Origin of the sequence: Pseudomonas fluorescens, from assembly GCF_902498065.1 — a bacterium.
Lineage (GTDB): Bacteria > Pseudomonadota > Gammaproteobacteria > Pseudomonadales > Pseudomonadaceae > Aquipseudomonas > Aquipseudomonas fluorescens_BJ.
Genome location: NZ_CABVIR010000009.1, coordinates 167,053 through 186,636, shown reverse-complemented (window position 1 = coordinate 186,636; position 19,584 = coordinate 167,053). Strand labels below are relative to the sequence as shown.

17 protein-coding genes are annotated in these 19,584 nt (G+C 61.6%); 12 read left to right on the top strand and 5 right to left on the bottom strand.

What is annotated here, in order from left to right; genetic code table 11:
• Nucleotides 1–350 precede the first annotated feature (350 nt).
• The 5 genes from cobJ to F8N43_RS26095 form a co-directional block, all read right to left on the bottom strand.
• Nucleotides 351–2,054 (bottom strand): precorrin-3B C(17)-methyltransferase, encoded by a 1,704-nt coding sequence (gene cobJ / locus F8N43_RS26115; protein WP_150654558.1) that lies wholly within the window; start codon nt 2,052–2,054, stop codon nt 351–353.
• Nucleotides 2,054–2,785, bottom strand: a complete 732-nt coding sequence (locus F8N43_RS26110) for a precorrin-2 C(20)-methyltransferase (RefSeq protein ID WP_150654585.1) — start codon at nt 2,783–2,785, stop codon at nt 2,054–2,056. The genes cobJ and F8N43_RS26110 overlap by 1 nt, the downstream gene beginning before the upstream one ends.
• Nucleotides 2,785–3,411: a precorrin-8X methylmutase gene (locus F8N43_RS26105; protein ID WP_017336331.1), complete on the bottom strand. Its 627-nt coding sequence runs from the start codon at nt 3,409–3,411 to the stop codon at nt 2,785–2,787. Before F8N43_RS26105 ends, F8N43_RS26110 begins: the two co-directional genes overlap by 1 nt.
• Nucleotides 3,404–4,711: a precorrin-3B synthase gene (cobG, locus tag F8N43_RS26100; RefSeq protein ID WP_150654557.1), complete on the bottom strand. Its 1,308-nt coding sequence runs from the start codon at nt 4,709–4,711 to the stop codon at nt 3,404–3,406. The genes F8N43_RS26105 and cobG overlap by 8 nt, the downstream gene beginning before the upstream one ends.
• A 144-nt stretch (nt 4,712–4,855) precedes the next feature.
• Entirely contained in the window at nt 4,856–5,608 is a 753-nt protein-coding gene (locus F8N43_RS26095) for a hypothetical protein (RefSeq protein WP_150654556.1), read from the bottom strand.
• A gap of 168 nt (nt 5,609–5,776) precedes the next feature.
• Between F8N43_RS26095 and cbiE the strand changes: the two genes are divergently transcribed.
• The 12 genes from cbiE (at nt 5,777) to F8N43_RS26035 (ending at nt 19,294) form a co-directional block, all read left to right on the top strand.
• A complete protein-coding gene (gene cbiE / locus F8N43_RS26090; protein ID WP_150654555.1) occupies nt 5,777–6,988 on the top strand; it encodes a precorrin-6y C5,15-methyltransferase (decarboxylating) subunit CbiE in 1,212 nt (403 codons plus the stop codon).
• The gene (locus F8N43_RS26085) at nt 6,981–8,078 is read left to right on the top strand and encodes a cobalt-precorrin-5B (C(1))-methyltransferase (protein WP_150633376.1); all 1,098 of its coding nucleotides are present in this window, start codon (nt 6,981–6,983) and stop codon (nt 8,076–8,078) included. The genes cbiE and F8N43_RS26085 overlap by 8 nt, the downstream gene beginning before the upstream one ends.
• The gene (locus tag F8N43_RS26080) at nt 8,075–8,794 is read left to right on the top strand and encodes a cobalt-precorrin-6A reductase (protein ID WP_150654554.1); all 720 of its coding nucleotides are present in this window, start codon (nt 8,075–8,077) and stop codon (nt 8,792–8,794) included. Before F8N43_RS26085 ends, F8N43_RS26080 begins: the two co-directional genes overlap by 4 nt.
• A gap of 161 nt (nt 8,795–8,955) precedes the next feature.
• On the top strand, nt 8,956–9,354 hold the full coding sequence (locus tag F8N43_RS26075) for a DUF2946 domain-containing protein (RefSeq protein WP_150633378.1): 399 nt from the start codon (nt 8,956–8,958) through the stop codon (nt 9,352–9,354).
• A 48-nt stretch (nt 9,355–9,402) separates the two neighbouring features.
• The gene (locus tag F8N43_RS26070) at nt 9,403–9,882 is read left to right on the top strand and encodes a copper chaperone PCu(A)C (RefSeq protein WP_150633379.1); all 480 of its coding nucleotides are present in this window, start codon (nt 9,403–9,405) and stop codon (nt 9,880–9,882) included.
• A 21-nt stretch (nt 9,883–9,903) separates the two neighbouring features.
• Nucleotides 9,904–10,353 (top strand): DUF2946 domain-containing protein, encoded by a 450-nt coding sequence (locus F8N43_RS26065; protein WP_150633380.1) that lies wholly within the window; start codon nt 9,904–9,906, stop codon nt 10,351–10,353.
• Nucleotides 10,354–10,540: 187 nt separating this feature from the next.
• A complete protein-coding gene (locus F8N43_RS26060) occupies nt 10,541–12,658 on the top strand; it encodes a TonB-dependent copper receptor (RefSeq protein WP_150654553.1) in 2,118 nt (705 codons plus the stop codon).
• Between the two features lie 127 nt (nt 12,659–12,785).
• Nucleotides 12,786–14,165 carry a PepSY-associated TM helix domain-containing protein gene (locus F8N43_RS26055; protein WP_150633382.1) on the top strand — a complete coding sequence of 460 codons (1,380 nt, stop codon included), beginning with the start codon at nt 12,786–12,788 and terminating at the stop codon, nt 14,163–14,165.
• A gap of 147 nt (nt 14,166–14,312) precedes the next feature.
• On the top strand, nt 14,313–16,433 hold the full coding sequence (locus tag F8N43_RS26050) for a TonB-dependent receptor (protein ID WP_150654552.1): 2,121 nt from the start codon (nt 14,313–14,315) through the stop codon (nt 16,431–16,433).
• A 121-nt stretch (nt 16,434–16,554) separates the two neighbouring features.
• The gene (locus F8N43_RS26045; RefSeq protein WP_150654551.1) at nt 16,555–17,343 is read left to right on the top strand and encodes an ABC transporter ATP-binding protein; all 789 of its coding nucleotides are present in this window, start codon (nt 16,555–16,557) and stop codon (nt 17,341–17,343) included.
• Complete coding sequence (locus tag F8N43_RS26040) at nt 17,340–18,287, top strand: ABC transporter substrate-binding protein (RefSeq protein WP_150639630.1); 948 nt, start codon at nt 17,340–17,342, stop codon at nt 18,285–18,287. Before F8N43_RS26045 ends, F8N43_RS26040 begins: the two co-directional genes overlap by 4 nt.
• Complete coding sequence (locus F8N43_RS26035) at nt 18,284–19,294, top strand: FecCD family ABC transporter permease (RefSeq protein WP_150633386.1); 1,011 nt, start codon at nt 18,284–18,286, stop codon at nt 19,292–19,294. The genes F8N43_RS26040 and F8N43_RS26035 overlap by 4 nt, the downstream gene beginning before the upstream one ends.
• The last annotated feature ends 290 nt before the right edge of the window (nt 19,295–19,584 follow it).

The following is a 19,584-nucleotide window of genomic DNA, read 5'->3' as shown; positions in this document are numbered from 1 at the left end:
CACCGAATACATTCAACAGCGCCCGACCTTATAAAAGACAACAAAACCCAGACAATAATTTATAAGTAACAACCCACGATCAATTACGACAAAACAATAACACTTAAAGAAAACAGAAAAACCCAACAGACCCGCACACTCCTGCACGAATAAAATAAAAAACAAAATTTAACTTACACGAACAGGTAATCAGTCCGACTCACCAAGAGCGCTCGAAAGTAAATTCTCCCCGCTCATGCAGGAATTAACCTACATCCTCTAGCGAATGTTTTTTACGGCACGGCAAAGAAAAAGCCACGGCAAATCGAGTAACAACTCGGCCGTGGCTTTTTTGAGCGAAGCGCACCGCGTCAGGTGGCAGGCTTCTCTGCGTACCAACGCGGCGTATACACCCAGTCACCGCCACCCACACGCGAAAACACGCAGGTCGTAGACGAACCCACCAGGACCATGGTGCGCATATCCACCTGATCCGGAGTCAACTGGCCGAGTGTCGTCACTCGCAGCGTTTGTCCTGGGCGACCGATATCTCGACCCAAAACCACCGGCGTCTGCGGTGTGCGATATCGCGCGACGATCTCCAGTGCCCGGCCCAATTGCCACGGCCGGGACCGTGAAATCGGGTTGTAGAACGCCAGGGCGAGGTCAGCCTGTGATGCAAGGTCCAGACGCTTCTCAATGATCTCCCAAGGCTTGAGGTTGTCCGACAGCGACAGCACACAGAAGTCATGCCCCAGCGGCGCACCCGCCTGAGCAGCGGTCGCCAGAGACGCAGAAACCCCCGGCAGAATCTCCAGATCGACGTTGTGCCACGCAGCCTCGCTGGACTCGTGAAGTGCTTCCAGCACCGCAGCCGCCATGGCGAACACTCCCGGATCACCGGAAGAAACCACCACCACCGAACGCCCTTGCGCCGCCAGTTCGAACGCGTGACGCGCGCGCTGCATCTCTTCGCGGTTGTCGGTGCAATGCATGACTTGATCAGCACGGAACGGGCCGGCCATGCGCACATAGGTTTCGTAACCGAGCACATCGTTGGCGCGCGCCAGTTCGGCCTTGACCGCCGGCACCATCAGTTCGGCAGCACCAGGACCAAGACCGATCACCGCCAGGCGACCGCGAGGACGGCCAATCGACAATGGGTCCAGAGGTTGTTCGGCCACCGCGATTGCAAGGCTGTCATCGCTGAAGATCTTCACGGACTGACCGAGGGCGTTGCGCGCCAGCTCACTGACGGCGCCGACATCGTTGCCAAACCGCAGCGGCACACCCAGCTCAAGCGCCGCTTCACGCAGCGCCGCACTCGATATCTCGCTATCGGCGGCCAGCAGACAAGCCACCGATTGCACGGCGATTTTTGCCTGATGCAACGCCTTGCGAACCGCACTTGGCAGATCGGCCACGCCGTTACTGACGGCCACCAATACGTTTCGCGGATAGATCAACAGCTCGTTGGCCGCTGGCGTACGCTCGGCATGACCGACGTGAACGGCCAGCCGCGCCTGTGGGTCTTCGGGCAACTGCGCCTGCGCCAACCAAGGGGCCGAGCCTTCGATTCGCACCGTTTCACCGGCCAGCAAATCGGAAACGAAGCGCTTGCCCAGTTCCAGATCGCCCAGGGCATAACCGCTGGGTGGGTTGAGCAGGCAGGTGCCGAAGCGCAATTCACCGCTGGTGGTGATCGCCGCCGCCACGTCCAGCGCAGCCGCCATTTCTCGCGCCATGACGTTCACGCCGCCCAGGCCACCCAGCAGCGGCACCACCGCGCTGCCGTCTTCAGCAACGGCCAGCACCGGCGGCTCGGCGCCTTTTTCCAGGAGCAACGGCGCCAGGGTGCGAATCACGATGCCAGCGGCGCACAGGGCAATGATCGGTGTGTTCTGTTGATAGAGCTCGCGCAAGGTGGCGCCGAACTCGTGATAGACACGGTCCGCGCCCTCGACCCGCTCGGCCAGACCGTGGATCAAGGCGCCCGGGTAAACCTGCTGAATTGTGCGCGCGGTCGCGAGGCTGCCATTGCCAAGAATGACAATCGCCGGAACTGGACGAGTCATCAGCCTTGCCACCTTTCACCCGGAACGATGATCAGCGAGAAGTACGGCGAGGACATCGGCTCGACCTGATCCAGCGGCACGATCTTCTGATTGGCCATGGTCGCGCGTTCGACGTACAGCGCACGTTCGGCCAACCCGAGTTCTTCCAGCACCTGACGGACTTTGGGGAAGTTACGCCCCAGCTTCATGATCACCGCCGCGTCCGCATCGGCAAGACGGCGCTTGAGATCGTCAGGCGGCAACACGCCGGACAGCACCGACAGGCTCTGATTGCGATACACCAACGGCGCGCCCAGTACCGAAGCACCGCCGAGCATCGAACAGACACCCGGCACGACTTCGGCCTCATAACGTTCCGCCAGGCGATCGTGCAGGTACATGTAGGAGCCGTAGAAGAACGGATCACCTTCGCAGATCACTGCAACGTCACGTCCGGCATCAAGATGAGCTGCTAGTTCTTCGCCGGCCGCATCGTAGAAATCGCTGATCACTTGTTCATAGGACAGCGGTGCCGGCAAGGCTTCGGTGGTCACCGGATACACCAGCGGCAGCAGGGTTTGTGCGTCCTGCAAATGCGCTTCGATGATGCCGAAGGCGTTGCCCTTTTTGCCCTTGGCGACGAAGTACGCCACCACCGGCGATTCGCGCAGCAGGCGCAGGGCCTTGACGGTAATCAGCTCCGGATCACCAGGTCCGACGCCGAGGCCGATCAAACGTCCAGGTTGCTGCATCATTCGATCTCCGTGGCGAGGGCATTGACGGCGGCGGCGGCCATGGCGCTACCGCCCAGCCGGCCTTGCATGATGACAAACGGCACGCCACGGCTGTCAGCCGCGAGCGCTGCCTTGGATTCGGCGGCGCCGACAAAGCCCACCGGGAAGCCGAGAATCAGCGCCGGTTTCGGCGCGCCGGCGTCGAGCATTTCCAATAAATAGAACAGTGCGGTCGGCGCGTTGCCGATCACCACTACGCTGCCCTCCAGGTGCGGGCGCCACAGTTCCAGCGCGGCGGCGGACCGGGTGTTGCCCAATTCACGGGCCAGCTCCGGAACGCTTTCATCGCGCAGGGTGCAGATCACTTCGTTGTTTGCCGGCAAGCGTGTGCGGGTCACGCCTTCGGACACCATCCGCGCATCACACAGGATCGGCGCACCGGCGGCTAACGCATCGCGCCCGGCTTTACCCGCGCCGTCGGAAAACTGCAGGCCATCAATCGCATCGACCATGCCGCAGGCGTGTATTACCCGCACCGCGAGTTTTTCCAGATCGGCCGGGATTCGCTCGAGGTTGGCTTCGGCACGAATGATCGCGAAGGAGTTGCGATAGATCTCCTGACCGTCGCGGATGTAATCAAGCATCAAGGGGGCTCCGTGGGCGGGCGTCGAGCAAGGCTGCGACCGCTTCAATAGTAAGGTTGCGTGCGTGCAGGGCGCCGAAACCCGGCTGCCCTGCTTCGCGAAAATAAAGGTCGTAATGACCGGGGGTGACGGCCAATAAAGTGACCGGTGTGACATGCGCAGCGGCACAGGAACGCGGGCAACCGCTCAGATGCACATTCAGCACCCGGCCATGACGCTGCAGTAGCGCGGCCAGTTGCAGGGCGTCGCCCTTGGTGTCGGCCAGGCCTTTGCCGCAACCAGTGGAACCGGTGCAGGCGATCAATCGCGACAAGGGCTGATCGGCGTCGCCTATCAGGCCCAACTCGTGCAGGCGACGGATGACTTCATCGGCGTTGTCGCGGCGGATGTTCGGCAACAACAGGCTTTGCCATGGCGTGAACCGCAGCGTTGCATCGCCGTATTCCTGCGCCAGACGAGCGGCGCCCCGAAGCATGGCGCTATCTAGACGTCCCAGCGGCGGTACGGCGCCGACATAGACATACCCGGCTTGCGCCTGCGGATGGGCGCCAATGTGTAGAACCTCGTCATTGACTGAACGTTGCCAGGCGCCAACGGGTTCGAAGGGTAGCCGCTCAGCGAGGCGAACGAAAAATTCGGCAGGAGGGACGTCGACCAGCAAATGACGCATTCGCGTGTGTTCAGGCCCCGCCAGCTCCAGGAAAAGCTCAAGCACGGCGACCACCAGCGCGTGGCCGTCTTCCAGTGGGACACGACCGGCCGGTTGATCGATGGGACATCCCGCCAGACCGAATGCCAGCCAGCGCTCGCCCTCTCGCTCGACTGCGGACAACCACAGATCATGGGGGTGTTCGAGCATCGCCAGACGTTCGCCGCCATCCAGTTGCACGGCGAATTTGGCGCTGAGAGTGTGAAAGCGCTCTTGCCCTTGCAGGGTGGCGAGAATCTGTCCGGCCAATTCTCGCGTGTCGAACAGCATCTGCCGGTCGATGCCTGCGCTCGGGCTCACCATCAGATTACGCACATCGTCGCCCGCCGCATGCGAAGGGCCAAGGCCCGCGGCGAGCAGACTTTCGATCAACGCGGCCTGCTCATGTTTGATGCCACGAATCTGCAGGTTGGCCCGGTTAGTGGCCTCGATCACCGAGCCGGCATAACGCTGCGCGCCCTCGGCAATGGCGTTGGCCTGCTCGGAACTGAGGGTGCCGCCGGCGAGTTTTATCCGGCAGATACCGCCATCTCTGGCCTGGACGATACGCAGCAGCCCCGGACAGGCCGAGGGGCGTAAAGCGCGGGACATAGGGAGTTCGTTCAAAGGGATGACCGGATCTGTAGTGGGAGCGCCCCCCGTCGAAGGCGAGCGGTATTATGCCTGCTTTGCCGCGCGGCATCATAAGACCGCGTGTCGCAAATGCTCCGACCTTGAATCCATCAGACGGCCCCCTCACAGCCGCTCTGAATAAAACTCGAATATGGCGTCCGCGATTCGGTCGAGACGGTCGCTCAACCGCGGGCGGATTTCTTCGAAGCGGGCTCTGTTCAGGGTGAAAGGAGCGGCTCGATGCGTGAGCGTCACGTTGCCTTCCTTCCAGTCCCAAAACAGAAAATCTTCCCGCTGTGCCAGCGCTCGAAGCGAATAATCATTCAGGTCCAGTGACAACTTCCCTTGCTTGTCGTATTCAGCGGGCGCAATGGAAAACTCCCGGCCGCGCCGACTTTCGGTGGCCAATGACCAAAGCGCCGACGAATTAGCCAATAGGGATTCAAACATGTCTTTTGTAACTATCGCCATCTGGCTATTAACAGCGGCAATGCTGTTCAAATAAACCTGACTGACTTTGCCTGCGAAGTTACTGTAACTGTTCTCGACAACCCGGCGCTCGTCAATTTCCCAGCCCAGATCCCATAACACCACGGCAAACAGGGAAAACCAGCCTTGAGGATCTGTTTCGCGATTGCGTTCCTGACTCGCATACCACTGCGCATAGCGCACGCTGGAGTTGACGTCGCGCCGGTCCTGGCGCGACACGCCCCTGGCCGTGCTGACCAGGTTGCCACCCAATAGCGCCCCGGCGGCGCCTTGCTGACCCGGCGAGGCATAACGTCGGGACAAGCGTGTTTGCCGTGGTGCAAAGTCCCGATTGAAAACATCACAATAAGCCGTCAAGTCCAAGCTCCCAGACTTATCAATAAGCATAGTCAATTCCTTTTTAAGCATTATAAGAGTCGCCAAAGAAGATTCAGGCTATATAACTTCCCTGTCGCCAACCACAGACTAAGCAAACCAACTTAAAACATTCTATTACTCGCATTCACTGCCGACGCGTATCATGTGCCGCTTTATGCAGATCAATAGAGATTACACATGGCACGCTGGCTGACCGTGACAGGCATTGGTGAAGACGGCTTCAAGGGTTTGGGCAGGAATGCCCGGCATGCGTTGCTGGCTGCGTCGAAGATCTTCGGCAGTCAGCGGCAACTGGACCTGCTGCCGCCGTGCATTCGCGGCGAACGCCAACTGTGGCCGAGTCCATTCTCCGTCGACCCGGTGTTGGCCTTGCGGGGTGAGCCGGTGTGCGTGCTGGCCAGCGGTGATCCGATGTTCTTCGGGGTCGGAGCCACCCTCGCCCGACAACTGCCCAGCGATGAAATGCTGATTCTGCCGGCGCCCTCTTCCTGCTCGCTGGCCGCTGCGCGAATGGGCTGGCCGTTGCAGGAGGTGGTCACGCTGTCGGTGGTCGCGCGCCCGGTCACGGCGCTTAACGCACAGTTGTTCAGCGGTGTTCGCTTGCTGGTGCTCAGCAACGATGGGCAGAGTCCCTCCGCAATAGCGGCGCTGTTGCGCGAGCGTGGATTCGGCCCGAGCCGCCTGAGCGTGCTGGAACATGTGGGCGGCGAGGCCGAGCGACGCATCGACGCGGTCGCCAACGACTGGGCCGATCCGGCGATCGCCGACCTCAATCTGATCGCCATCGAGTGCATCGCTGAACCCGATACGCCACGCCTTTCGCGACTGGCCGGTCTGCCGGATTCAGCCTTCAGGCACGACGGTCAATTGACCAAGCGTGATGTGCGCGCAATCACTCTTGCGCGCCTGGCCCCGGTTCCCGGTGAACTGTTATGGGACGTCGGCGCCGGCAGCGGCTCGATCGGCATCGAGTGGATGCGCGCCCATCCAAGTTGTCGGGCGCTGGCGATCGAGGCCGATGAAGGTCGGCAACTGTTGATCGAGCACAACCGCGACGCGCTCGGCGTACCCGGCCTGCAACTGGTTCGCGGCGGTGCACCGCAAGCGCTCGCCGGACTGGAACGCCCGGACGCGATTTTCATCGGTGGAGGCGTCACCCGCGAAGGCGTACTGGACACCTGCTGGGCCCGGCTCAAACCCGGTGGCCGACTGATTGCCAACGCGGTCACGCTGCAAAGTGAAATGACCCTGATGGCCTGGCGCGAGCAACACGGCGGCGAGCTAACGCGTATTCATATTGCCCAGGCGCAACCGCTGGGCGACTTTGATACCTGGCGCCAGGCCTTGCCGATTACCCTGCTGGACGTGGTCAAATCTTTCGATGCGTGACGAAACCGCCGAACAACCCGCACCGCTGCGCAGCGGCCTGACCACCGGCAGTTGCGCCACCGCCACCAGCCTGGCAGCCGCTCGCTTGCTGCTCGGCGGCGAGCGCGCGGACGCGGTGGACATCGTCCTGCCCAAAGGCAAGAAGGTGCAGATGCGTCTGGAGTTCTGTCGACTCCTGGATGACGGCGCCGAAGCCGGCACGATCAAGGATGCCGGCGACGATCCGGACGTGACCCACGGCGCACTGCTGTTTTCCCAAGTGCGATTGAACGCCGAACCGGGCATTCGTTTCAGTGCCGGTCGGGGGGTGGGAACGGTCACCCGACCAGGGTTGGTGTTGGGTGTCGGCGAACCGGCGATCAACCCGGTCCCGCGCAAAATGATCACCGACCATTTGACCCTGCTCGCAGAGGAATACGGCTATCACGGCGGCTTCGAGGTCACGGTGAACGTCGAGGGCGGTGAGGCGCTGGCCTTGAAAACCATGAACCCGCGGCTGGGCATTCTCGGTGGATTGTCGATCCTGGGCACCAGCGGTATCGTCCGGCCGTTTTCCTGCGCGGCTTACATTGCCTCGATCCATCAGGGCATCGACGTGGCGAAAACCAACGGTTACCTGCACATCGCCGCATGCACCGGCAACGCCAGCGAAGACACCATGCGCCGCGTCTACGACTTGCCTGAAATCGCCCTGATCGAAATGGGCGATTTCGTCGGCGCCGTGCTCAAGCACGTGCGCAAAGTGCCTGTGGATAAACTCAGCATTTGTGGCGGTTTCGGCAAGATCAGCAAACTGGCGGCCGGGCACATGGATCTGCACAGTCGGCATTCGAGCATCGACCTGCCGCAACTGGCCGAATGGGCGGCGGCGGTCGGCGCGGATCAAGCGTTGCAGCAAGCGATCCGCGACGCCAACACCAGTCAGCAAGCGTTGGCGATGGCCAGCGCGGCCGGCATTGCGCTTGGCGATGCGGTGTGCGGACACGCGCTGGCGTTTGCGCGCAGCGTGGTGCCGGCGCAGGTACAGGTTGAAGTGTTTGCCATCGATCGCCAGGGCGGGATCGTCGGCCATGCGGGAGTTTTTCAATGAAACGCATCTTGCTGCTCGGTGGCGTGACGGAAGCACTGGCGATCGCCCGTACGCTTGGACCGGAGCACATCTATAGCCTGGCCGGCGTCGGTCGAGTGCCGACTGATCTGAATTGCCAGGTGCGCGTCGGCGGCTATGGCGGTGCTGAGGGGCTGGCGCAGTTCATCCGCGACGAAGGGATTGACCTGCTGCTGGACGCGACGCATCCGTACGCGGCACAAATCAGCCAGAACGCCGCGACTGCCGCGCGACGGGCCGGCATTCCCTGCTGGGCACTCAGGCGTCCGGCCTGGCAACCGCAAGCCGGAGATGACTGGCGCGAAGTCAGCGACTGGGCCGAGTTGATCGAAGCCCTCAAACCGTTCCGCCGACCGCTGTTCACCCTCGGCCGAGAACCCTTGCAACACCTGCATGAAATCCCGCCGGAGCAATTCTGGACGTTGCGCGCACTGGATGTTTATCCCGGCAACGAGCGCTGCGAAGTGATCGGCGCCCGCGGGCCGTTTCTGATCGACGATGAACGTGAGCTGTTTGAACGGCGGCAGATTGATGTGCTGATCAGCAAGAACAGCGGCAGCACCGCCACCGAGCCGAAACTGGACGTGGCGCGGGAACGGGGGATGCCGGTGCTGGTGTTGAAGCGGCCGATGTTGGCGAGGGTGGATCGGGAGTTCGGGTCGGTGAGTGAAGTCCTGGCCGCACTGACGGACGCCTAAGTATTTGTGGCGAGCCACAACGCCTCCCGGCATTTTGAATCGGAGCCGCTACACTCATTTGAAATACGCTGCGACACCAAACCGCAGGCCACGTTTTTACTTATCGGCACTGATCAGGCTAAATAGCCGCGCTTGATCTCCCACCCAACCGGATCTGTCCCATGTCCCGACAACGGCTCGCAATTGCCTGGATAGCCTGCTTCGCAGTGCTGTTCAACATGCTCGCCATGCCGATGACCGGAGCGATGGCGCAGACGGCGAAATCGCCGGCCGAACAGGTGTTGTGGGGCAGTTTCTGTTCGTCCACCGGCACGAAGATGGTGGCGATTTCTCTGGGGACGCTTGAACAGAAAACCCCGCAGAACGACGATCATTCCAGCATGCAGCATTGCTGGTGCTGCTCCGGATCTGCGCCACTGATGGCGTTGCCCGGGCATGTGCCGCAGTTGTATTTCGCGCGTTTCGAGTCCCATCGAAACCTGCCCGCCGCCACTCCCGACACCCCCACTCCGCGCCAGCAATGGCCGAATCTCAACCCCCGCGCATCCCCTCTGGTGTGATTCCTTCTCGCAATTGACCTGCGTTTTGAATCGTTCTGGAGAACTGCCATGTTGAACAAACTCATCGTTCTGGCTGCGCTGCTGCTGCCTGCCTGCTTTGCCAATGCCCATGAATACAAGGCTGGAGAATTGGAAATCGCGCACCCGTGGTCGCAGGAATTGCCACCGAATGCGCCGACCGTTGCTGCCTACTTTGTGATTCAAAACCACGGTAAGACCGCAGACAAACTGCTCAGCGTCGACTCGCCGATCGCAGGCGTCGCCCAGTTGCACGAACACGTGATGCAGAACGATCTGATGAAAATGCAGCAGGTGCCGACCGTTGAAATCCCGGCTGGCGGCGGCGTCACGTTTGCCCCGATGGCGTATCACGTGATGCTGCTGGAACTGAAAGACCGCAGCCTGCTGAGCGACGGCAAGCGGTTCCCGCTGACGATGCATTTCGAGAAATCCGGTGATGTGACCGTCGAGGTCACGGTGCAGAAAAAAGCGCCGGACGGCGCGCAAGTGCACGCGCACACCCCGTAATCGCCAAAACTGAATACGCCCATGCGCCCGCTTAGCGCCAGGTCATCCGCTCCCCGTCGTCAGCCCTTGAGCCTGACCCGCGGCAGCTGGATCAGCCTGTTCGCCATGTTGATGATCTTCATCGGCCCGCTGATTTCTCAGTCGATGCCGATGGATCAGCGCGCCTCTTCAATGTCCATGAACATGTCGATGGACATGAGCATGGACATGTCAGCGATGGCGCACGGCGAGCACGACGCAGCGCCCGCCGCCGAGCACTGCCCGCCCAAAACCTCCCATCACGCCATCTGGGAAAAATGCGGCTATTGCAGCCTGCTGTTCAACTGCCCGGCGTTGACGGGCGGCCAGTCTTTCGTTGCCTTCGACGCACCCAAAACCAGCACCTTCAGCACGCCCTCCACCCGCCTGGGCCACGCCCGACAAACTTTCTTCCCCGGCGCCCGCACTCGCGCACCGCCCATCGTCGCGTAAACACCCCCCCAATCTCACACGGTTAGAAGACAGCCAAGCAACCTGTGGGAGCGGGCTTGCTCGCGAAAGCGCTGGGTCATTCAACATTGATGTTGGCTGACCCACCCCCATCGCGAGCAGGCTCGCTTCCACAGGGATTACGCAGGCTGCCGGCCGTGTCGTTTACGACTGTTCGATGGAAATTGTCATGTCCAGGTTTTCTGCTGACACACGCTTGAGCGCCGCCCAAGCTTCTTTTGCCCTGAACGAAACGCGCGTTCGTTTCAGGCACGCGACCGCCGTACTTTGCGGCGTCCTGCTGACACCGATGGTGCTGGCCGATGATCACGCCGGCCACAACGAAGAACTGAGCCCGACGGTAATCACCGCCATCGCGCCGAGTTCGCCGCTGACCATCGTCACCAACCCAAAGGACCCGCGCCAACCGGTGCCGGCCAGCGACGGTGGTGACTACTTGAAGACCATCCCCGGCTTCGCCCTGGTACGCAACGGCGGCACCAACGGTGATCCGGTGCTGCGCGGCATGTTCGGCTCGCGGCTGAACATCCTCACCAACGGTGGCCAGATGCTCGGCGCCTGCCCCGGCCGGATGGACGCGCCAACCTCCTACATCTCGCCGGAAACCTACGACAAACTCACCGTCATCAAAGGCCCGCAAACCGTGCTGTGGGGGCCGGGCGCTTCGGCCGGGACCATCCTGTTCGACCGTGAACCGGAAAGCTTCGGCGAACTCGGTACCCGAGTGAATGCCAGCATATTGGCCGGTTCCAACGGCCGCTTCGACAAAGTGGTGGACGCTGCAGCCGGCGGCCCGTTGGGTTACGTTCGAGTGATCGGCAACACCGCGCATTCCGACGACTACCGCGACGGCAACAACGACACCGTGGCATCACGCTATGACAAGTGGAACGGCGACGTAGCCGTCGGCTGGACCCCGGACGCCGATACCCTGCTGGAGCTGACCGCCGGCAAGGGCGATGGCGAAGCCCGTTACGCCGGACGCGGCATGGACGGCTCGCAATTCAAGCGCGAAAGCCTCGGCCTGCGCTTCGAGAAGTCCAACATTGGCGACGTACTGGACAAGGTCGAAGCACAGATCTACTACAACTACGCCGACCACGTGATGGACAACTACACCCTGCGCACGCCGTCCGGCACCGGGATGATGGCCGGCCCGATGGCCTCCAGTGTCGATCGCCGAACCCTCGGCGCACGGATCAAAGCCACCTGGCGCTGGGCCGATGTGCAATTGATCAGCGGCATCGACGCGCAGACCAACGAACACCGCAAGCGCAGCGCCATGGGCATCGACACCTACAAGGATCTGCCGCGCGACAAGGACGCCGATTTCCACAACTACGGCGTGTTCAGCGAACTGACCTGGTACGCCGCCGACCGTGATCGCTTGATCACCGGCGCGCGACTGGACCGCGCTTCGGCCAAGGATTTTCGCCAGACCACTGGCTCGGGGATGATGACCCGGCGCAACCCGACCGCCGACGACACCCGCGCCGACACCTTGCCCAGCGGCTTCGTCCGCTACGAGCACGACCTCGCCGACAGCCCGACCACGCTGTACGCCGGTCTCGGTCACGCCCAGCGTTTCCCGGATTACTGGGAGCTGTTTTCGCCTAACTCCGGCCCCGCCGGCTCGGTGAACGCCTTCGATTCGATCAAGCCCGAAAAAACCACCCAGCTCGACTTCGGCCTGCAATACAAGACCGAAGACCTCGAAGCCTGGGCCTCGGGTTACGTCGGACAGGTGCGTGATTACATCCTGTTCAACTACACGCCGGGAATGATGGGCACGACCTCGCAAGCCGAGAACATCGACGCGCGGATCATGGGCGGTGAACTCGGGGCGGCTTACAAGCTGACGTCGAACTGGAAGGCCGACGCAACCCTGGCCTACGCCTGGGGCAAGAACAGCAGCGACGGCAAGGCATTGCCGCAAATGCCGCCGCTGGACGCGCGATTCGGCCTGACCTACAGCGAAGACAACTGGAGCGCCGGTGCCTTGTGGCGGGTGGTCGCCGCGCAAAACCGCATTGATCAGAACAAGGGCAACGTGGTCGGCAAGGACTTCGACAAGTCCTCGGGATTCGGTGTGTTCTCGCTCAACGGTGCCTATCGGATCAACCAGAACTGGAAGGTCAGCAGCGGCGTCGACAACCTGTTCGGCAAGGCTTACGCCGAGCATTTGAACCTGGCCGGCAACGCCGGTTTTGGTTACCCGGCCAATGACCCGCAGGCCATCAAAGAACCGGGGCGCACGCTCTGGACCAAGGTGGACATGAGTTTCTAAGAGCATTGCGGGCAAGCCCGCTCCCACATGGAAAGTGTTGAACCTGTGGGAGCGAGCCTGCTCGCGAATGACTGCGCAGCAGTCACCAGACAACAACAAAAGAACCAAGCCAAGCGGAGCGCAACCGATGAAACAGCCCAAACCGAATTTTTACAACCTGGCCTGGCGCTGGCATTTCTATGCCGGTCTGTTCGTCGCGCCATTCATGGTGATGCTGGCGGTGACCGGCGTCATTTACCTGTTCAAGCCGCAACTCGATCCGTTGATGTACGGCAGCCTGATGAACGTCCCGGCCGGTCATCACAGCGTCCCGGCCGACGACCTGCTCAAGCGGGTGAAAGACGCGTATCCACAAGCAACGATCAAGCAGTACCTGCCACCGATCAACGCCGAACGCAGCGCGCAGTTTGTCGTACTCAATGGCGGCAATGAGTTGAATGTTTTTGTCGATCCGTATCACGGTGACATCCTCGGCGAGCAAGATGCGAAGAAGAATCTGCAAGCCGTTGCCCGTGCGATCCACGGTGAATTGATGATCGGCACGGTCGGTGATCGACTGGTCGAACTCGCCGCTGGCTGGGGCATTGTGCTGGTGGTTTCCGGGGTGTTCCTGTGGTGGCCGCGAGGCCAGGCCGCCGGCATCTTGTGGCCGCGTTTGAGCAGTCGCGGTCGCGTGCTGTGGCGCGACCTGCATGCCGTCACCGGGTTCTGGGGCGCCGCGTTTCTGCTGGTGATGCTGCTTAGCGGCATGACCTGGACCGGGTTCTGGGGCAAGCAATACGCCGGGGTCTGGAACGTGTTCCCGGATGCCATGTGGAATGACATGCCCAAGTCTGACGTCGAGGCCCGCAGCCTCAACACCGCCACGCGCCAGACCGTGCCGTGGGCGATGGAAAACACGCCGATGCCGATGTCCGGCGACCACGCCGAACACATGGCCCACGGCAGCGCGCAAGCCGGTCCCGCCGCACCGACCATCAGCCTGCAAGACGTGCAGAACATCGCCGTGCAACGCAAGGTTGAACCGGGTTACAGCATTACTTTCCCGACCACGGCCACCGGCGTGTTTACCATCGCCGTGTTCGCCGACGACCCGCGCAATGACGCCACGCTGCATGTCGATCAGTACACCGGCAACGTCCTCGCCGATGTGCGTTGGGAACATTACGGCGCAGTGGCCCGCGCCACGGAAACCGGTGTGATGTTGCACGAAGGCAAGATGTTCGGTGTGTTCAACCAGATCATCGTGCTGCTGATCTGCCTGATGATTCTGCTCAGTGCCGTCAGCGGCGTGGTGATCTGGTGGAAACGTCGGCCACAAGGCAAGTTCGGTGTTCCTCCGCTGCGCCATGACCTGCCGAAATGGAAAACCGGCGTGGCAATCATGCTGGTGCTGGCAGTGGTGTTTCCGCTGGTGGGGGCTTCGTTGGTGGTGGTCTGGCTGTTGGATCGCGTGCTGTTGTCGCGATTCACCCGACAAACTGAATCGGTCTCATCTTCATCATGAAGCAGGCGAGATGCGCGTTTTAGAGGGATCTGTAGACTTCGGGCGCTTATCGCACGGTCATTTTTAGTGTTACTGTATAACGCAAATGCACCGCCCAACCCGCAGCCATGGCTGCGGGTTTTCTTTTGAAGAAGTGTCACCATCCCGATGAACAAGTACCTCTTGTCCGGCCTCTGCCTGCTCGCCCTGAACAACAGCGCCCAGGCGCAATCGTTGACGCTGCCCGCCGGCACCATCACCGCACCGGCCGTTGACGACGAAACCGTCAACCTCAACACCCCGACCACCGCCGGTTCGCGCCTGAACCTCACGGCCCTGCAAACACCCGCCAGTGTGGAAAGCCTGACCGGCGAACAGATCCGCGCGCGGGGTGACCGCAGCGTGCAGGACGCGGCGTCTCGCAGCACCGGGATCAGCCGCACCGGCACACCGGGCGACGGCGGAACCTCATTGACCGCACGAGGCTTTACCGGACAGAACTCGGTGATGCAGTTGTATGACGGCAACCGGATGTACACCGGCATGGGCACTGTGACCTTCCCGGTCGATACCTGGTCGGTGGAGCGTGTCGATGTGCTGCGCGGCCCGGCCTCGGTGTTGTACGGCGAAGGCGCGACGGGCGCGGTGGTCAATGTGATTCCGAAGAAGCCGTTCGAAGGCGAGATCGAAAACCACGTGCGTCTCGGTTACGGCTCCTACGACACTCAGCAACAGGCCCTGGACAGCGGCGGCTCTCTGAGCGACACCCTGAGTTACCGCTTTAACCTCAATCGCCTGCGCAGCAACGGTTGGGTCGACCGCGGCGATTCCTCCAGCGACTTCATCAGCGCCGCCCTGCGTTGGCAGGCCACGGACGATCTGGCATTCACTCTCGCCCACGATTACGGCGATCAGAAGCCGATGAACGACTTTGGCACGCCGCTGATCAATGGCCGCTTCCACGAAGGTCTGCGCGACAAGAACTACAACATCAGCAACGACAAGCAGCACTACAACGATCAATGGACGCGCCTGACCAGCGACTGGCGGATCTCCGAGAACGTCAGTTCGAGCAACGAGCTGTATTACCTCAAGGCCCAACGCCGCTGGCAGAACGCCGAGAACTACAACTTCGACCGTGGCGCACAGCAGCTCAGCCGCAGCGGCTATTTCGGCATCGGCCACCAGCAGGAACAGGTCGGCGATCGTCAGACGTTCACCTTCCAACACTCGCTGTTCGGCCTCGACAGCCAGACCGTGACCGGTGTCGATTACAACCGCATCCGCTTCCAGCTCGCCAGCAACTCGCCGTTCAATGACGTGCTGCCGGGCGGTCAGTCGGTCGACCTGCATCACCCGCAATCGAGTCGATTCGAAAGCGCCGATCCGTATCGTGACCAGTTCCAGAGCACCACCAGACAAATGTCGGCGTTCGCTGAAAACCGCACGCAGCTGAGTGAGCGCTGGTCGTTGGTGACCGGTGTGCGCCGCGATTACGTGCACGTTGATTACGACAATCAGGTCGATGGCAGCCAGAGCGACAAGACCCTGACCGGCAACAACTGGAAGGCCGGGCTGGTGTTTGCCGTGACGCCGGACACCTCGTTCTACGGCCAGTACGCCACCAGCACCGACGGTGTTGGCGGCCTCATTTCCCTGAACCCGGGCCAGCAGCAATACGACCTGGCCACCGCGAAGCAAACTGAAATCGGCGTGAAGCAGATGTTCTGGGATCAGCGTGGCGAGTGGACGCTGGCGGCTTATCGCATCGTCAAAAAGAAACTGCTGACCGACGATCCGGGCAACCCGACGCTCAAACAACAGGTCGGCCAACAATCGTCCAATGGCCTCGAAGCCAGCCTTGATCTGCAACTGCCACACGCCTGGCAACTGCAGGCCAACGCGGCCATCGTCAAAGCGAAGTACGACGATTTCGAAGAAGTGGTCGGTGGCATACCCGTGTCGCGCAACGGCAATTGCCCGGTGGACGTGCCTCGGCGCACGGCGAATCTGTGGCTGAGCAAAGCACTCGGCGACGACCTGAAGGCAGGCGCTGGCGTGCGTTATGTCGATGCGCGTTATGCTGACATGGCCAACCGGAACGAGCTGCCGGGTTACACCGTGGTCGATGCCACGTTGTCATGGAAAGCGTTGCGTAATACAACGCTGGGGTTGCAACTGAACAATCTGTTTGACCGCCAGTATGCGCAAAGCCAATACAATGAGGGCCAGCAGTGGATTCTCGGGGAGCCGCGATCGTTTTTCGTCACCGCTGATTACCAGTTTTAAACCGTGTCGCCCCTATCGCCGGCAAGCTGGTCTCGCTCCCACATTTGATCGCATTCCAATGTGGGAGCGAGCCTGCTCGCGATGAGGCCATCAGCATCACCCAATATTTCAGAGTTAACGCATGACCTCGCTGAACCTCACCAACCTCGCCTGGACCCCCTTGGGCCACGGCCACTGTCATCACCAGTTCAAGCTGCGTGATGCCTCGTTGCACGTGGCCTCTGGTGAGTTTGTCGGGTTGATCGGTCCCAACGGCAGCGGCAAGACCAGCCTGCTGCGCTGTGCCTACCGCTTCAGCAAACCGGAAAACGGTGAGGTCCGGCTCGACCACCACAATGTCTGGAAACAATCCTCACGCTGGTGCGCGCAACGTATCGCCGTAGTGTTGCAGGAATTCCCCGACGCCTTCGGCCTGACCGTCGACGAAGTGGTCGCCATGGGCCGCACCCCGCACAAAGGTTTGTTTGATAGCGACACCCTCGAAGACCGAAACCTCGCGACGCAAGCATTGGAATCCGTCGGCCTCAACGGTTTCGAAGACCACGCTTTCGCCACCCTCTCCGGCGGCGAAAAACAACGCGTGATCCTCGCCCGCGCCCTCGCCCAGCAACCGCAATTGCTGATCCTCGACGAGCCGACCAATCACCTCGACCCGCGCTATCAGCTGGAGCTGTTGCAGCTGGTCAAACACCTGCAGATCGGCACCCTGGCGAGCATCCATGACCTCAATCTCGCCGCCGCTTTCTGTGACCGGCTGTATGTGCTCAATCACGGCCGCATCGTCGCCAGCGGCACACCGAAACAAGTCCTCACCGCCCCGCTGCTGCGTGATGTGTTCGGCGTCGAAGCGCTGATCGATGAACACCCCATGCACGGCTACCCACGAATCACCTGGATAACCCAACCATGACTTTGCGTTCCCTGCTGTGCGTTGCTCTGATGCTGGGCAGCGCCCAGGCGTTTGCCGAAGCGACGAAGTACCCGCTGACGATCCAGAGCTGCAACCGCGAAGTGACCTTCGCGCAGGCGCCCAAACACGCGGTCAGCCACGACATCAACATGACGCAGATGATGCTCGCCCTCGGCCTCAAACCGAGCATGGCCGGCTACAGCGGTGTCAGCGGCTGGAAGTCGGTCACGCCCCAGATGCAGAGCCTCCTCGACGGCCTGCCCGAGTTGGCGGCCAAATACCCCTCAGTGGAAACCCTGCTCAACGCCAACGTCGATTTCTTCTTTGCCGGCTGGGATTACGGGATGCGCGTCGGCGGTGATCTCACCCCGCAAACGTTGCAGCCGCTGGGCATCAACGTCTACGAGCTGACCGAGTCCTGCGCCTTCGTCATGCAGCGTCCGCCGGCCAGCCTGGAAGACACCTATAACGACCTGCGTAACCTCGGCAAAATCTTCGACGTGCAGGATCGCGCCAATGCCCTGATCGCCGACATGCAGGCGCAGGTTGCCGAGGTACGCAAGGATCTGCCGGCCAACAAACCACGAGTGTTCCTCTATGACAGTGGCGAAGACCGCGCCATGACCTCGGGTCGCCTGGGCATGCCGCAAGCGCTGATCGACGCGGCGGGTGGGCGCAACATCCTGGATGACGTCGAGGCGAGCTGGACCCGGGTGAATTGGGAAAACGTGGTCGAGCGCAATCCGCAGGTGATCGTGATCGTCGATTACGGTGAAGTCACCGCCGAGCAGAAGGTGCAATTTCTGCTCGCTAACAAGGCGCTGCAATCGGTGGACGCGATCAAGAACCAGCGCTTCATCGTCATTCCCTATGTGCAGGCCACGCCGGGCATCGACAACGTGCTGGCGGTTGAAACCCTGGCCAAAGGTCTCCACGGCGAATGATCAATCGTCGCTACGCTCTGTTGCTGATCGCTCTCGGCGCATTGCTGCTGGTGTCGTGCGTGGTGTCGCTGGGCTTCGGCCCGGCGCGGGTGCCGGTGGACGTGGTCTGGCAAATTTTGCTGCACAAGGTGTTCGGTTTTGGCGAGGTGAGCTGGACGGCCGGGCAGGAACACATCGTGTGGTTGATCCGCGTGCCGCGCATGTTGCTCGGCGCGCTGGTGGGCGCTGGCTTGGCGTTGATCGGCGCGGTGCTGCAAGCGGTGACGCGCAATCCACTGGCCGATCCGCATTTGCTCGGGGTGACCTCCGGCGCGACGCTTGGCGCAGTGATCGTGGTGCTGCATGTCGGTGAAATCGTCGGCCTGCTGACCTTGCCCATCGCTGCCTTTATCGGCGCGTTGCTGAGCATGCTGATCGTGCTGGTGATCGCCAACCGCAACGGTCGGCTGGACAGTGACCGGCTGCTGCTGTGCGGCGTGGCGGTGTCGTTCGTGATGATGGCAATCGCCAATCTTCTGCTGTTTCTCGGCGATCACCGCGCCAGCTCTGCGGTGATGTTCTGGATGCTTGGCGGGCTCGGCCTGGCGCGCTGGGAATTGCTCGCGGTACCGGGGGCGAGCGTGTTGCTGGGGCTGGTTTTGTTGCTGGGCATGGCGCGACCGTTGAATGCGTTGATGGCCGGCGAACAGACGGCCGTCACGCTGGGGCTCAACGCCCGTAGCGTACGCCTGCGAGTGTTTTTGATTGCGTCGCTGATGACGGGGGTGCTGGTGTCGATCAGCGGGTCCATCGGGTTTGTCGGATTGATGGTGCCGCACATCGCACGCCGATTGGTGGGGGCTGAACATCGGCGATTGCTGCCGGTGTGCGTGTTGCTCGGCAGCATCTTCCTGGTCTGGGTCGATGTCGCCGCGCGCACGCTCATTGCTCCCGAAGACCTGCCCATCGGCGTCGCCACCGCTGCCATCGGTGGCTTGTTCTTCATCGGCCTCATGCGCCGCCGCTGACACACAGATCAAAACTGTGGGAGCGGGCTTGCTCGCGAAGAGGGTGTGTCAGACAGCATAAATGGCGACTGACACGCCCTCTTCGCGAGCAAGCCCGCTCCCACCGTTGATCTGTGTTGCCCGCAAGACCTGCGCCCCAATGTGGCGCACCCCTCCGCACCAACGCGCCGGACGCGATCCTTCATGGTGCGCCACCCCAACCGCGCGACCGCTCTAATACGACATTTCCCTGCCTTTTTCCGACTGGGCACAGCCCTTGCAAAACAGCCTTCAGTAGTCCGCATCTGCCA